General features: G+C 66.5%; 12 protein-coding genes. 10 read left to right on the top strand and 2 right to left on the bottom strand.

Features of this window, described 5'->3' with window-relative positions:
• Positions 1 to 488 precede the first annotated feature (488 nt).
• A complete protein-coding gene (locus tag GWK61_RS22255) occupies positions 489 to 1,643 on the top strand; it encodes a 4Fe-4S binding protein (protein ID WP_194910995.1) in 1,155 nt (384 codons plus the stop codon).
• Between the two features lie 437 nt (positions 1,644 to 2,080).
• Here the strand turns inward: GWK61_RS22255 and GWK61_RS22250 are convergent, their stop codons facing one another.
• Complete coding sequence (locus GWK61_RS22250; protein ID WP_323747697.1) at positions 2,081 to 2,692, bottom strand: TetR/AcrR family transcriptional regulator; 612 nt, start codon at positions 2,690 to 2,692, stop codon at positions 2,081 to 2,083.
• Positions 2,693 to 2,864: 172 nt separating this feature from the next.
• Here GWK61_RS22250 and GWK61_RS22245 point away from each other — a divergent pair, with 172 nt between their 5' ends.
• Genes GWK61_RS22245 through GWK61_RS22205 form a run of 9 tightly spaced genes read left to right on the top strand, consistent with a single transcriptional unit; the run spans position 2,865 to position 12,171 of the window.
• On the top strand, positions 2,865 to 3,659 hold the full coding sequence (locus GWK61_RS22245) for an enoyl-CoA hydratase/isomerase family protein (RefSeq protein ID WP_194910993.1): 795 nt from the start codon (positions 2,865 to 2,867) through the stop codon (positions 3,657 to 3,659).
• A 7-nt stretch (positions 3,660 to 3,666) separates the two neighbouring features.
• Positions 3,667 to 5,553, top strand: a complete 1,887-nt coding sequence (locus GWK61_RS22240; protein ID WP_194910991.1) for an AMP-dependent synthetase/ligase — start codon at positions 3,667 to 3,669, stop codon at positions 5,551 to 5,553.
• On the top strand, positions 5,553 to 6,347 hold the full coding sequence (locus GWK61_RS22235; RefSeq protein WP_194910990.1) for an SDR family oxidoreductase: 795 nt from the start codon (positions 5,553 to 5,555) through the stop codon (positions 6,345 to 6,347). The genes GWK61_RS22240 and GWK61_RS22235 overlap by 1 nt, the downstream gene beginning before the upstream one ends.
• A 2-nt stretch (positions 6,348 to 6,349) precedes the next feature.
• The gene (locus GWK61_RS22230) at positions 6,350 to 8,077 is read left to right on the top strand and encodes an acyl-CoA dehydrogenase family protein (RefSeq protein ID WP_194910988.1); all 1,728 of its coding nucleotides are present in this window, start codon (positions 6,350 to 6,352) and stop codon (positions 8,075 to 8,077) included.
• On the top strand, positions 8,074 to 8,916 hold the full coding sequence (locus tag GWK61_RS22225; RefSeq protein WP_194910987.1) for an MBL fold metallo-hydrolase: 843 nt from the start codon (positions 8,074 to 8,076) through the stop codon (positions 8,914 to 8,916). Before GWK61_RS22230 ends, GWK61_RS22225 begins: the two co-directional genes overlap by 4 nt.
• Positions 8,909 to 10,135 (top strand): acetyl-CoA C-acetyltransferase, encoded by a 1,227-nt coding sequence (locus GWK61_RS22220; protein ID WP_194910986.1) that lies wholly within the window; start codon positions 8,909 to 8,911, stop codon positions 10,133 to 10,135. The genes GWK61_RS22225 and GWK61_RS22220 overlap by 8 nt, the downstream gene beginning before the upstream one ends.
• Positions 10,136 to 10,146: 11 nt before the next feature.
• On the top strand, positions 10,147 to 10,911 hold the full coding sequence (fabG, locus tag GWK61_RS22215) for a 3-oxoacyl-ACP reductase FabG (protein ID WP_194910985.1): 765 nt from the start codon (positions 10,147 to 10,149) through the stop codon (positions 10,909 to 10,911).
• 5 nt (positions 10,912 to 10,916) lie between these two features.
• A complete protein-coding gene (locus GWK61_RS22210; RefSeq protein WP_194910984.1) occupies positions 10,917 to 11,375 on the top strand; it encodes a MaoC family dehydratase in 459 nt (152 codons plus the stop codon).
• Between the two features lie 4 nt (positions 11,376 to 11,379).
• A complete protein-coding gene (locus GWK61_RS22205) occupies positions 11,380 to 12,171 on the top strand; it encodes a crotonase/enoyl-CoA hydratase family protein (protein ID WP_194910983.1) in 792 nt (263 codons plus the stop codon).
• A 450-nt stretch (positions 12,172 to 12,621) separates the two neighbouring features.
• Here GWK61_RS22205 and GWK61_RS22200 read toward each other — a convergent pair whose 3' ends face one another.
• Entirely contained in the window at positions 12,622 to 13,203 is a 582-nt protein-coding gene (locus GWK61_RS22200) for a winged helix-turn-helix transcriptional regulator (RefSeq protein WP_228562731.1), read from the bottom strand.

Below are 13,203 nucleotides of genomic sequence, written 5' to 3'. Positions count from 1 at the left end.
GATACATCTGGACTGCGCGTTCCCGCAACTCCGGCGGGTACTTCCTCGGCGGTGCCATCGGATCGGTTCCTCTCACGGGATCAATCACCACATGATCTTGAACCTCCGGCAACTCGGGGGACACTCAGAACAACGACCGGCCCACCGGACAAGACGAGTCCTGCATGACCGATCAGGTTCGCGATGAACCGGCGGGATGCGTCCTGGACTTGGCGAGCGACCAGGCTCATCGCTCTGCGTGCCAGGTTAGCCCGGGGCCGTCACACCGAGACCGACGTGCTGACGTATCAGAGCGGCGCCGGTGCGGCACGGACGGATCGCGTCCGCGAGATGAGCATGAAACCAGTGTTCTGATGTCACTCATTTCCAGCTCGCGCCAGCTGAAGGTCGTGCTCAGGGTACAGCTGAAAAATAGCCTGCCGCCACGCGCCTGTTCGGAGGTCGGGAGCCATCCACTGAAATATCTGTAACCACTATGACTATTACCCATGGGCCGCTACTGTGAGTTGGAAAACGAAACCCACTGGGAGGCGGACGTGGTACACACCTCTGATCAAAGCGGTCAGCCCAGGCGACGGACGCTGCCGTCGAAGTTGGCCGAGCACCCCTCGGTCCAGGCCGTTCTCGCGCGACGTGACGCTGAGGAAGCCGCGTCGAATCCGCCGGCCGTCATCGACGCAGCTTGGCTGCGCGAGCTGTGCCTGCGTGCCGGTGCCGACGACGCCGCCGCGGTGAGCCTGGACCACCCGGATCTCGCGGGAGAGCGGGCATACGCGATCGAGGCCATGCCGGGCAGCCGAACCCTGATCTCGCTCGTCGTGCGGATGAACCGGGAGAGCTATCGCTCCACGGCGCGCAGTGTGGCCAACCACGAGTTCCATCTGGCCGACGACGAGGTCAATCACGCCGCACGGATGATAGCTCAAGGTCTTGAGGACGCCGGGTACCGCGCCTTGAACCCGGCTGCGGGCTTTCCACAGGAGATGGACCGCTTTCCCGGCCGCATCTGGGTAGTCGCGCACAAGACGGTAGCGGTGGCGGCAGGCCTGGGCGTGATGGGCATCAATCGCAACGTGATCCATCCGAAGTACGGCAACTTCATACTGCTCGCGACCGTACTAGTCGACGCCGAGGTCTCCGACTACGCCGAGCCGCTGGACTACAGCCCTTGCGTGGACTGCAAACTGTGCGTAGCCGCGTGCCCGGTCGGCGCGATCGGCAAGGAGGGGGATTTCGACTTCTTCGCCTGCATGACGCACAACTACCGCGAGTTCATGAGCGGCTTCACTGAGTGGGCGCAGACGGTCGCCGATGCCGAGGACGCCAGCGATTTCAGGGCACAGGTCACGGATTCGGAGAACGCTTCGATGTGGCAGAGCCTGGCGTTCCGTCCCAGTTACAAGTCAGGTTACTGCCTGGCGGTGTGCCCGGCGGGAGAGGATGTCCTCGGGCCGTACCTGGAGGATCGCAAGCAGTATATGGATACTGTGCTCCGCCCCCTACAGGACAAGCAGGAGACGCTTTACGTCCTTCCCGGCTCACACGCCCAGGAGTACGCTCAGCGCCGCTACCCGCACAAGCCGGTGAAGGAAGTGTCAGGGGGCTGGCAGCCTCCCGTCCCGAAGCGCGAAGGCGACAGCTGAGGACTCTTGCAACGTCTGTGGATGCCTCGTGCGCGGCGAGCGAGCCTGGGTCGCTCGCGCCACCGCGGTACCCGCAGGCGGGCTCCGCGGCTCGCGAGTGACCGCACTCGTGATGGAGCATGGCGGCAGGCCCGTCGACGGCCCACTTCGCGCCCGCCCATCAGGCAGATCATCCGGGAACAGTTCGCGCCCCGCCTGGCGAGGTGCTACTCCGGGCGTGGCAGGCGCTGCCAGTAAAGATGTCGTTCGACGACCCGGGCCGCCTTCGGTATATGGAGCCCGCTGGCGAAGACCGTCCGGAGCGCCGCCGCCATCGGGCAGCACTTCCAGCAGCGAAGCGCTCAACTGCACGCGTGGCCGGCGCGCCTCGACGCTCGTATCGAGATCACCGCCTTGTCCTGTGCCTGCAGACGAAGAGCAGACCCGGTCGGTCGAGCTCACGCATCGGCCCGCGGCGGATCGATGAGTACTGAGATGCTCGCGCCGATCGACAGCAGTGCCCGGTCCTCCCGCAGGGACAGCGAGATGACGAATGCGCCCTGGATCATGGCGAGCAGAGCGTCCGCGAGTTCCTCGGCGGAGCGATCCCGCCGGACGTCGCCGCGCTCCTGCCCCTCTTCGAGCACGTCGCGAAGCCGGAGGTGCCAGTCGTGCAGATTGGTGGCGAGTTGTTCGCGAAAGCTCTCGATTTCCACCGACAGCTCGGTCGAGAACTTCCCCGCAAGGCACGCGAGCCTGTAGCCCGACCTTATGAACGTCTGGACCATCTCGTCGTAATACCCGGTGAGCTTCTCACTCGTGGACAGATCCTCCTTGGCCGTCCACGCGCCGAGCAGGTTGACCTGGAACTCTATGTACCGCGCCAACACCGCCTTGCCGAAGGCCTCTTTGGACCCGAAGTGGTAGTAGAACGATCCCTTCGGCACGCCCGACGCCTCCAGGATCGCGTCAACCGTCGTGCCGTGATAGCCGTGCGCATAGAAGAGCTTCATACCCTGCCTGAGCAGGCGTTCCTTATGAGGAATGGGCCCCGTCCGCTGCTCGCTCACCGCTGCTCCTGCCGATCTCGGGGCGCGTCGCACGTTTTTCCCGAAGGCCGAGTCTAACCGCGGACCCCGGGACGGGACGGCCGTTGAAGTTACTTGACGGTACGGTCTAGACGATTTAGTCTACCGTGCACCGGGGTTTACCTCCAGTCAATGAGGACCTAGGGAGAAGCGCGTGAGTGAGATCAAATACGCGGCATCGGGCGATGTCGTAGTGCTGTCCCTCGATAATCCGCCGACGAACCTGTTCGACGACGGGATCGTCGCGGGGCTGCGATCGGGACTTCACCGAGCCCGTGAGGAAGGCGCACGGGCGGTCGTGATTCAGGCCGAGGGGCAGCTGTTCTCGGGTGGTGCGGACATCCACCTGTTCGCCGACCGCTCGACCGTGTCGGCGCGGGAGATGTTCGAAGGCGCCATGAAGGTGATCGCGGACATCGAGGACGCGCCGTTCCCGGTGATCGCCGCGGTGCACGGCCTGTGCCTGGCCGCAGGTCTGGAGATCGCGCTCGCGTCGGATCTGATCATCGCGGCGGAGGGCACGGAGTTCGCCCAGGTCGAAGCCCGCATCGGGGCGACCACGTTCCTGGGCGGCGCCTATCGGCTGGCGGAGCGCTGCGGCTCGGCTCGCGCCCTTGAGATCGTCTTCGGCGGCGAGCAGTACACCGCCGAGACCTTCGAGCGCTGGAACATCATCAACCGCATCGTGCCCGCGGAGAATCTGCGCGAGGAGGCCCTGGCCTGGGCGCAGCGCCTCGCGGCCGGCCCGACCCGGGCGCACGCCGCCAGCAAGCGGATGGTGCAGCACTCGCTCGCGCACGGCCCGCGTGAAGCGGACCGTTTCGTGCTCGATGCCGCCACCCCGCTCTTCGAGTCGCACGACATGCAGTACGCGGTGAAACTCCTGCTGGAGAAGGGCACTCGAAGGTTCTTCGCGGAGTATGACAACGTCGTCTTCGAAGGCAAGTGAGTCTGCCATGTCTTCGAACGGTGCATTTCAGTTCGGGGCGATTCCCGACACTCTGCCGCAGCTGTTCGCGCAGCAGTCAGCTGCCAAGCCGTCTGCCCCGGCGATTTCGTGGAAGCGGTCTGACGGCGCTCAGGCCACGCTGAACTGGGCGGATTACCGAGAGCTCGTCCTCAACGTGGCTGCCGGATTCCTTCGCCTGGGGCTCGAAGCCGGCGACACCGTCGCCATACTCGCTGGGAACCGGGTCGAGCATCTCGCGGCCGACCTTGCGGCGTCGCACTGTGCGGCCGCGTCCGTCAGCGTCTATCAGACTCTCGCGCCGGACCAGCTCAACCACGTCATCGGAGACGCCGCACCACGCATCATCGTCGTGGAACCGGACGCCGTCGGTCGTATCGCAGGACTTGAGTGGGTCATCGAGAACAAGCCGGCGTTGATCACGCTCGGTACCGAGCAGAGCGTGCTGCCCACGGACGAGTCGGGCATCGGCGTTCCGACGTCGTGGGCCGAACTACTGGCCGAGGGCGCAGCGCATTTCGCGCTCCTGCGCGACGAGATCGACAAGCGCATCAGCACGCTGAGACCCGACGATCCGATCACGTACATCTACACCTCGGGCACAACCGGCCCTTCGAAGGGCGTCATCCTTACCCACCGCAATGTGTTGTGGGATGCCATGGCGATGGCGCGTGCAGCCGCGTTCACCTACGAATACCGGGTTGTCGCGGCGCTCCCCATGGCTCACGTGGCCGAGCGTTTGTGGAGTGTCTACGTCGGGATCTGGGTCGGCGGCCACGTCTACTGCTGTCCGGACTCTCGTGAGCTGGTCGACGCTGTCCAGCGGCATCGCCCGAGCTTCTTCATGTCGGTACCCAGGGTTTGGGAGAAGCTGGCCGACGGCGCGCGGATGTTGATGGGCTCACCTGCGTTCGCCGACCGGGCCGAGGAGCTGGCTGAAGATCGGAAGATTCTCGCTGAGGAATGGCGACTGCGTATCGACGACGCGCAGGTGCCGGCGAAAGTGCGCACCTCTGCGGAGCTCGCCCGCGAAGGGATCGTCCGTGAGGTCGGGGCGATGCTCGGGCTCGATCGGGTGCAGCTGGCCTGCGTCGGTGCGGCCCCTATGCGCGAGGACGTCGACGAGTTCCTCGCCTCGATCGGCATCTACATCCACCACGGGTACGGCCTGACCGAAACCGGGGGCGTAGCCGTCTCCGACCGGCTCGGCGGCCAGCGTCGCGGTTCGGTGGGGTTGCCGGCCTACGGCTTCGAGGTGCGTATCGCCGATGACGGCGAGATCCAGCTCAAGGGCCCGTCGAACAGCTCCGGCTACCGCAACCTGGAGCAGGCGACGGCGGAGCTGTACACACCGGACGGCTGGCTGCGCACCGGAGACGTCGGGCATCTCGACGAGGCGGGCCGGTTGTACATCACGGACCGGAAGAAGGAGATCATGGTCAGCGCGGCGGGCAAGAACATCGCCCCGACCGCGGTCGAGTCGCTGGTCTCCGGCCGGGAATTCCTCGACCAGGCGATGATCGTCGGCGAGGGCCGTTCGTACGTCGTCGCCCTTCTCACCATCGATCCCGTTGCGCTCCAGGCGTTCAGTGCTGCCAACGGTATCGAGGAGACCTCGACCGAGGAACTGGTGAGGCACCCCGTGGTGCTGGCTCGCGTGCAATCCATCGTGGATGCGGCGAACGCACGCCTGTCCCGGCCCGAACAGATCAAACACTTCGCCCTGCTCTCGGCGCCCTGGCGCGTCGAGTCGGGCGAGCTCACCCCGACACTCAAGCTGCGCCGCAAGGTGATCACCGAGCTTTGCGCGCAGAAGATCGAGGCCTTATACGCGCGCCCGGCGGCGGCGCGAAGCCAGATAGGAGACGACGACTGATGTTCCCCGACCTCTTTTCCGTCCAGGGCAAGACCGCCTTGGTCACCGGCGGCAGCAGCGGCATCGGCTATATGATCGCCGAAGGACTGGTCCGTGCTGGCGCTCACGTGTACATCTCTTCGCGCAAGGCCGAGGCCTGCGCGGCCGCCGAGAAGGAACTGTCACAGTACGGCGAGGTCACCGCGCTGCCGGCCGATGTGAGCGCCCAGGAGAACGGCCGCGCGCTGATCCGGGAGATCGCCGACCGGGAGTCCGGCAGGCTGCACATCCTGGTCAACAACGCCGGAGCCACCTGGGGCGCGCCGTTCGACGAGTTCCCGGCCAAGGGCTGGGACAAGGTGCTCGACCTGAACGTCAAGGCGCCGTTCTTCCTCGCCCAAGCCGCCCGGCCGCTGCTGGAGGCTGCGTCCGTCGAGGACGACCCTTCCCGGATCATCAACATCGGTTCTGTCGACGGCATCGTCGTACCGGGATTCGGCAACTTCTCCTACGCCGCGTCAAAGGCCGCGATTCACCACGTCACCAGGCACCTCGCGGCAGAACTCTCGCCGAAGATCCTGGTCAACGCGATCGCCCCGGGACCCTTCCCCACCAAGATGATGGAAGCGCCGCTGCAGGAGATCGGAGACAAGCTCATCGCCAAGAGCCCGGTCAAGCGGCTCGGGCGGCCCGAGGACGCTGCCGGCGCGGTCGTCTTCCTCTCGTCGCGTGCGTCGAACTACATCACCGGTGCCGTCCTGCCCCTCGACGGCGGGCTGAGCACAACGATCGCCATCGACCTCGAGGGTGTGTAGCCATGTCCGATTACAAGGCTCCCATCGGGGAGTACGACTTCCTGCTGCGTCACCTGGTCGACGCTGAGCACGTTCTGTCCGTGACCACCGGCGGAGAGGTCAGTGTCGACGACGTGCGCGAGCTGCTCGGGCACGCCGGAACGTTCGCCGCCGAGGTGCTCGACCCGCTCAATGCGATCGGCGATCGCGCAGGCAACCGGCTCCACGAAGGCGACGTCGTCACCGCCCCCGGTTTCGTCGACGCCTACAAGGCTTTCGCCAAGGGTGGGTGGGTAGGCCTCGGGCTGCCGAAAACGATTGGCGGCGAGGGTCTGCCGGCTGTTGCCACCAGTGCGTTCAACGAGATCTGGGGTGCGACGAACATGGCGTTCTCGCTCGGCCCCGGGCTTTCGGTAGGAGCTGCCTACGCGCTCTTCACCGCAGCCTCCGACGAGGTGAAGCAGACATATCTGCCGAAGCTCGTCTCGGGCGAGTGGACCGGCACGATGAACCTCACCGAACCCCAGTCCGGCACCGACCTGGCCGGAATCCGCACGATAGCGCGGCGACGTGAAGACGGCAGTTGGACGGTGAAGGGGCAGAAGATCTTCATCACCTGGGGCGATCACGACCTGACCGACAACATCGTTCATCTCGTCCTCGCTCGCACTGAGGGCGCGCCCGAAGGCTTGGGCGGCCTGTCGCTCTTCGTCGTTCCGAAGTACATCCCCAGTGCGGACGGGGAGTTGCGCGAGCGCAACGCGGTGAAGACCGTCTCGCTTGAACACAAGCTCGGCATCCACGCCAGCCCGACCTGTGTGCTCGAATACGAGGACGCGTCCGGATGGCTGGTCGGCGCCGAGCACCAGGGCCTGATGGCGATGTTCGTGATGATGAACGTCGCTCGGGTGGGTGTCTCGACCCAGGGGCTCGGCGTGGCCGATCGGGCCTTCCAACGCGCAGAGGCGTACGCGGCCGTACGCGTCCAGGGTAAGGTCGCCGGACGCGAGCCCGACGCCCCGATCGCCGAGCACCCCGACGTTCGCCGCCTGCTGATCTCGATGCGCAGCACGATCACCGCCATGCGTGCATTGCTCGTCCAGGTCAGCGCATGGCTCGACCTGGCCATCGCCGAACGTTCCGCGGCGGATCACGAGCTCGCCGAGTTCTTCGTGCCGATCCTGAAGGGTTGGCTGACCGAGAACTCCGTGCAGCTGACCTCGGATGCGATTCAGGTGCACGGCGGCATGGGCTTCATCGAGGAGGCCGGCGCCGCCCAGTACCTGCGGGACGTGCGAATCCTGCCGATCTACGAGGGCACCACCGCGATCCAGGCCAACGACCTGACGCGCCGCAAACTCGCACGCGACGGCGGCGCCGCGGCAATAGCCGCGTACGCGCTGGTCGAGGAATCCATCGCGCCGCTGCGCGGGCATGAGCACCCGGTCGCTCAGCGTACGGCTGACCGTCTTGAACGTGCTCTGGCGTCCGCGAGGTCTGCAACCGAGACGCTCATCCGGCAGGCCGAGGACAACCCTCGCGACATGCTCGCCGGTGGTGTCCCGTACCTGATGCAGTGGGGCATCCTCGCGGGCGGGTGGATGCATGCCCGCATCCTCGCCGCCGTGCTCGATGAACCGGACAACGCCGACACCGCACGCCGCATCATGGACGCCGACTTCTACGGCGCCCATCAGTTGAGCCGGATCCCGTCGCTGACCGAGGCAATCGAAGCCGGAGAGATCACATGAGTACGTTGAGCATCGACGTCTATACCAGCCCGCTGCGCGAGCTGCCGAACGGCGGGTTCTTCTCGCCGACGACATCCACCCTGTTCGTCGGTCCGACCGAGGCCGTGCTCGTGGACACCCAGTTCATGGCTGATGACGTGGCCGAGCTGATCCGGTCGATCGAGGCCTCCAGGAGCAGGCTGACGACGATCTACATCACGCACGCGCACGCCGACCACTACTTCGGCCTCGACCTGCTTCTCGAGCACTTCCCCGAGGCTCGCGCGGTCGCGCTGCCGTCGGTGGCGGCCGCGATCCGGGCCACGCATGAGGAGAACCGCAAGCAGTTTCGCGAGTTCTTCGGCGGCGCCGCACTGGACGACACCGCAGTCCCGGAAGCCCTCGACGGCGACACGATCCCGATCGACGGCGAGGAGCTCAAAGCGATCGAGGTGGGTCAGGCCGACATCTCCCCGACTGCGATCCTCTGGGCCCCCTCGATCGCCGCGGTCGTCGCCGGTGACGCGATCTACAACGGCGTGAACCCGTTCCTCGCGGTCTCCGGCCCCCGGGAATGGCTCAAGTGGATCGAGAGCGTCGAGAAGATCGCGGCGCTGAATCCGCGCATCGTCGTCGCCGGCCACAAGCGGCCGGAGGCTCCGGACAACGATCCGACTCTGACCATCGAGCACACGCACGCCTACATCAAGACGTTCATCGAGGAGCTCGAGGCGAGCAATGACTCCCGGGATCTGGTGGCGCGCATGCAGGCTCACTACCCCGACCACTTGAACCCCAGCGCTCTCGTCCTGTCTGCCGTGACCGCGTGGAAGCGAAAGAAGGCGAATCACCATGGCTGAAGCGGTCATCGTCTCCACCGCACGTTCCCCGATCGGCCGAGCCTACAAGGGCACGATGACCGAGGCGCGCATCGAGGACTTGTCTGTGCAGATGCTCAACGCTGCGCTGGACAAGGTACCCGACCTCGACCCGAAGACCATCGACGACCTGATCCTCGGCTGCGGACAACCGGCCGGCGAGGCGGGCAACAACCTCGCCCGCGTGGTCGCGGTCGCGGCAGGGCTCGACGAGGTGCCCGGCACCACCGTCAACCGCTACTGCTCCTCGAGCCTGCAGACCACTCGAATGGCCTTCCACGCCATCAAGGCGGGCGAGGGCGAGGTGTTCCTGTCGATGGGCGCGGAGACCGTCAGCCGCTTCGGCAACGGATACGCCGACGGCTGGCCGAACGTAGACGTCCGTAGCCCGCTGTTCAGCGAGGCGCTGGCCCGCACCGACCGGCGCGCCGAGAGCGGCGCGGAAGCGTGGCACGACCCTCGCAAGGACGGCCTGCTGCCCGACGTGTTCATTCAGATGGGCCAGACTGCTGAGAACGTCACCCAGCTGACCGGCATCAGCCGCCAGGAGCAGGACGAGTTCGGCGTCCGGTCGCAGAACCTCGCGGAGAAGGCCATCGCGAACGGCTTCTGGGAACGCGACATCACCCCGATCAAGCTGCCAGACGGCACCGTGATCAGCAAGGACGACGGCCCGCGCCCCGGAACCACCTACGAGAAGGTGGCCGCGCTCCCGCCGGTCTTCCGCCCGGACGGAGTGGTCACCGCAGGCAACTCCTGCCCGCTGAACGACGGCGCCGCCGCGCTCGTGATCATGTCCGACACCAAGGCGCGTGAACTCGCACTGACCCCGCTGGCCCGCATCGTGGCCACAGGCGTGACCGGCCTGTCTCCGGAGATCATGGGCCTCGGTCCGATCGGCGCGACTCAGCGCGCGCTGAAGAACGCCGGAATGTCGATCGGCGACATCGACCTCGTCGAGATCAACGAGGCCTTCGCCGTCCAGGTGATCGCGTCCTCCCGCGAGCTCGGCATCCCGATGGACAAGATCAACGTCAACGGCGGTGCCATCGCCGTCGGCCATCCCTTCGGCATGACCGGTGCCCGCATCACCAGCACCCTGATCAACTCTCTCCAGTTCCACGACAAGCAGTTCGGCCTGGAGACAATGTGCGTCGGCGGCGGTCAGGGCATGGCCCTGATCCTCGAGCGGCTGAGCTGAGGAGCACTGCGATGACTGAAGCACCTGTCCCGCGGACCGCGATCGTCACCGGCGCCGCGCGCGGTATCGGCGCCGGAGTCGCCGAGCGACTGGCCGCCGACGGATTCCAGGTCGCCGTGATCGACCTGGACGAGGCCGCCTGCAAGCCCGTCGTCGAGCGCATCGAGGCCGCCGGCGGGCGCGCCCTCGCCATCGGCGCCGACGTCTCCGACGAGCAGGCTGTCGAGGCCGCCGTCGCGCGCATCGCCGAAGAACTCGGTGCGCCGACCGTGTTGGTCAACAACGCCGGCGTGCTCCGCGACAACCTGCTGTTCAAGATGAGTGTGTCCGACTGGGACACGGTGATGAACGTGCACCTGCGCGGCGCATTCCTGGTCAGCAAGGCTGCCCAGAAGTACATGACCGAGGCCGGCTGGGGCCGGATCGTGAACACCTCCAGTGAATCCGCCCTCGGCAACCGCGGCCAGGCCAACTACTCCGCCGCCAAGGCCGGTCTGCAGGGGTTCACCAAGACCCTCGCCATCGAACTCGGCAAGTTCGGCGTCACGGTCAACGCGGTCGCTCCGGGCTTCATCGCCACGGACATGACCGCTGCGACCGCCGAACGCATGGGCATCGGTTTCGAGGAACTCAAGGACGGCGCGGCGCAGATGATCCCGGTGCGCCGGGTCGGCACGCCCGCCGACGTGGCCGCGGTCGTCTCGTTCTTCGTGCGCGAGGATGCCTCGTTCGTCAGCGGCCAGATCGTGTACGTTGCCGGCGGACCGAAGGGCTGAGAACCGTGAGCACCAAGACATACACAGGGCTGGACGAGATCGAGAAGGCCGTCGGCACCGTCATCGGCGTCAGCGGCTGGCATACGATCACGCAGGACCACATTGACCGGTTCGCCGATGTGACCGGCGACGACCAGTGGATCCACGTCGACGTCGAGCGCGCCAAGCAGGGCCCGTACGGCAACACCGTCGCACACGGATACCTCGTGCTCTCCCTGGTCCCGATGCTGATGTACGAGGCCGCACAATTCGAGGGCCTCCAGGCCGGGATCAACTACGGCAGCAACAAGGTCCGCTACCCGGCCCCGACGCCGGTCGACTCGAGGGTACGAGGCGAGATCTTCCTCGCCGACTTCAAGCGCACAGACCTTGGCGCTCAGGTCACGTTCCGCGTGACCATCACCCGCGAGGGCGGCGACAAGCCGGTCTGCGTGGCCGAGGCCGTCTCAATCTTGATCGGATGACGCGATGACCGAGTTCGAATACACAACGCTCAACGTCCGCCGAGAGGGCGCGGTCCTGGTCATCGGCCTGAACCGGCCCAACAAGCGCAACGCATTCGACCCGACGATGCTGAACGAACTCGCCGCCGCCTACGGCGCATTCGATCGAGACGAGTCGCTGCGTGCTGCGGTGCTCTACGGAGAAGGCAAGCAATTCACCTCGGGGCTCGACCTGCTGGCTGTCGCGCCGGCCCTGCAGCAGGGCACGTCGCTGGTGTCGGACAGCGGCATCAACCCCTGGCAGGTCGAAGGCACCCGCCTGTCGAAGCCGCTGGTCGCGGCGATCAACGGGTCGTGCCTGACCCTCGGGATCGAGCTCGCGCTCGCCGCCGACATCGTCGTCGCCGAGGAATCCGCCTCCTTCGCGCAACTCGAAGTCTCCCGCGCGATCTTCCCCTTCGGCGGCGCTACCCTGCGCTTCCCGAAGGCGGTCGGCTGGGGAAACGCGATGCGCTGGATGTTGACCGCGGAGCCGTTCGACGCGTCCGAGGCGCTGCGCATCGGCCTGGTTCAGGAGATCGTACCCGATGGGACACACGTCGAGCGCGCCATCCAGATCGCCCAGCTGATCGCGCGCCAGGCACCGCTCGGCATCCAGGCTACGCTGGCGAATGCGCGCCTGGCTGAGCGGGAAAGCGAGGCGGCTGCGGAAGCCGAGCTCATCCCGACCGTTCAGAAGCTGCTCGCCAGCGACGACGCACGGATCGGACTGGAAGCCTTCATCAACCGCACCAGCGCCGACTTCGTCGGCCACTGAGGCCGCGGCCGTCGTGGTCGCGTGCGCGCGCTCGACCGCGGTCGCGGCGAGGCCGCGCGCCTGGTCGCAGTGACCTCGTACTCGTCCGCGATCACAAGGGAGTGCGCGGCGAGGCCGAAGCAGCGCCCCTGATACCGGCACCGCCCGCACGCACTCCCTCTGCGGGGCACAGACCTAGGGTTGCCCAGCCAGCCCGACGCGCCCGAGCTCATCGAACTGCGAACACGCATCATCTTCCAGTGCCTTGTCGCCGACTACCGGGCGCTCAACGCGTTCGAGTTCGCCTACAACTCGGAACTCAGCGGCCTCGAACTGGCCCTGGGCGCCTGGGCCCAAAAGCCTCCGCGCGGGTCTGGATGGGCCGCTCCAACACCGCGATGCCAAGACAGGGACGGCCGGCCCTGATCCGGGCGGACCTATCGTCTCTTCTGCCCCGATCGGGTGCGCCGCTCAATCGCGGAGAGATGACTTGAGCAAGATCGGGGTCATGTCCGCGCCATCGATCGCCTTGCCACAGTGGGTGCAGGCGGTCTCGATTTCCAGCTCATGACCGCAGCTGTGCCGGACCTGCATCGCGGGCTGGTCGACTACGTATTTGTCTCCCCACGCACGCAATGTCGCCATGACCGGAAGCAGATCGCGGCCGGCCGCGGTCAGGTGGTATTCGAAGCGCGGCGGGTGCTCGTTGTACAGGCGCCGCTCGATCACTCCGGCCTCTTCGAGGTTGCGCAGCCGGCTGGTCAGGATGTCGCGTGACGCGCCGGTGTACGCCGCGATCTTGGCGAAGGTGTGGACGCCGTAGCCCATCTCGCGGATCGCCAGGAGCGACCAGCGCTCGCCCAAGATGTCGAGAGCGGCGGCCACCGAGCAGGGGCGCGGGCGCAGAGGCTGCTCGCGCATGAGGCTCATCGACGCGCTATCCGCGTCCAGGCGAGCCTGCGCCGACCCACTGGCCGCGGGTCGAGCGAAGGGTTCCCCCGTCGTGGCTGTTTCCCGCGTCGCTGTCGTGTTCGGCTCGCGTGCTGCCTCCAT

The organism is Catenulispora rubra, from assembly GCF_015356825.1.
Lineage (GTDB): Bacteria > Actinomycetota > Actinomycetes > Streptomycetales > Catenulisporaceae > Catenulispora > Catenulispora rubra.
The sequence above is the reverse complement of the archived record's forward strand: the minus strand, read 5'-3'. Positions and strand labels throughout refer to the sequence as shown.

What these genes read in the sequence shown, in the direction of transcription:
- GWK61_RS22200 (WP_228562731.1), bottom strand. Translation starts at nt 13,203, where the DNA reads ATGGAGGCAGCACGCGAGCCGAACACGACAGCGACGCGGGAAACAGCC.
- GWK61_RS22255 (WP_194910995.1), top strand. Translation starts at nt 489, where the DNA reads ATGGGCCGCTACTGTGAGTTGGAAAACGAAACCCACTGGGAGGCGGAC.
- GWK61_RS22225 (WP_194910987.1), top strand. Translation starts at nt 8,074, where the DNA reads ATGAGTACGTTGAGCATCGACGTCTATACCAGCCCGCTGCGCGAGCTG.
- GWK61_RS22205 (WP_194910983.1), top strand. Translation starts at nt 11,380, where the DNA reads ATGACCGAGTTCGAATACACAACGCTCAACGTCCGCCGAGAGGGCGCG.
- GWK61_RS22240 (WP_194910991.1), top strand. Translation starts at nt 3,667, where the DNA reads ATGTCTTCGAACGGTGCATTTCAGTTCGGGGCGATTCCCGACACTCTG.
- fabG (WP_194910985.1), top strand. Translation starts at nt 10,147, where the DNA reads ATGACTGAAGCACCTGTCCCGCGGACCGCGATCGTCACCGGCGCCGCG.
- GWK61_RS22235 (WP_194910990.1), top strand. Translation starts at nt 5,553, where the DNA reads ATGTTCCCCGACCTCTTTTCCGTCCAGGGCAAGACCGCCTTGGTCACC.
- GWK61_RS22220 (WP_194910986.1), top strand. Translation starts at nt 8,909, where the DNA reads ATGGCTGAAGCGGTCATCGTCTCCACCGCACGTTCCCCGATCGGCCGA.
- GWK61_RS22230 (WP_194910988.1), top strand. Translation starts at nt 6,350, where the DNA reads ATGTCCGATTACAAGGCTCCCATCGGGGAGTACGACTTCCTGCTGCGT.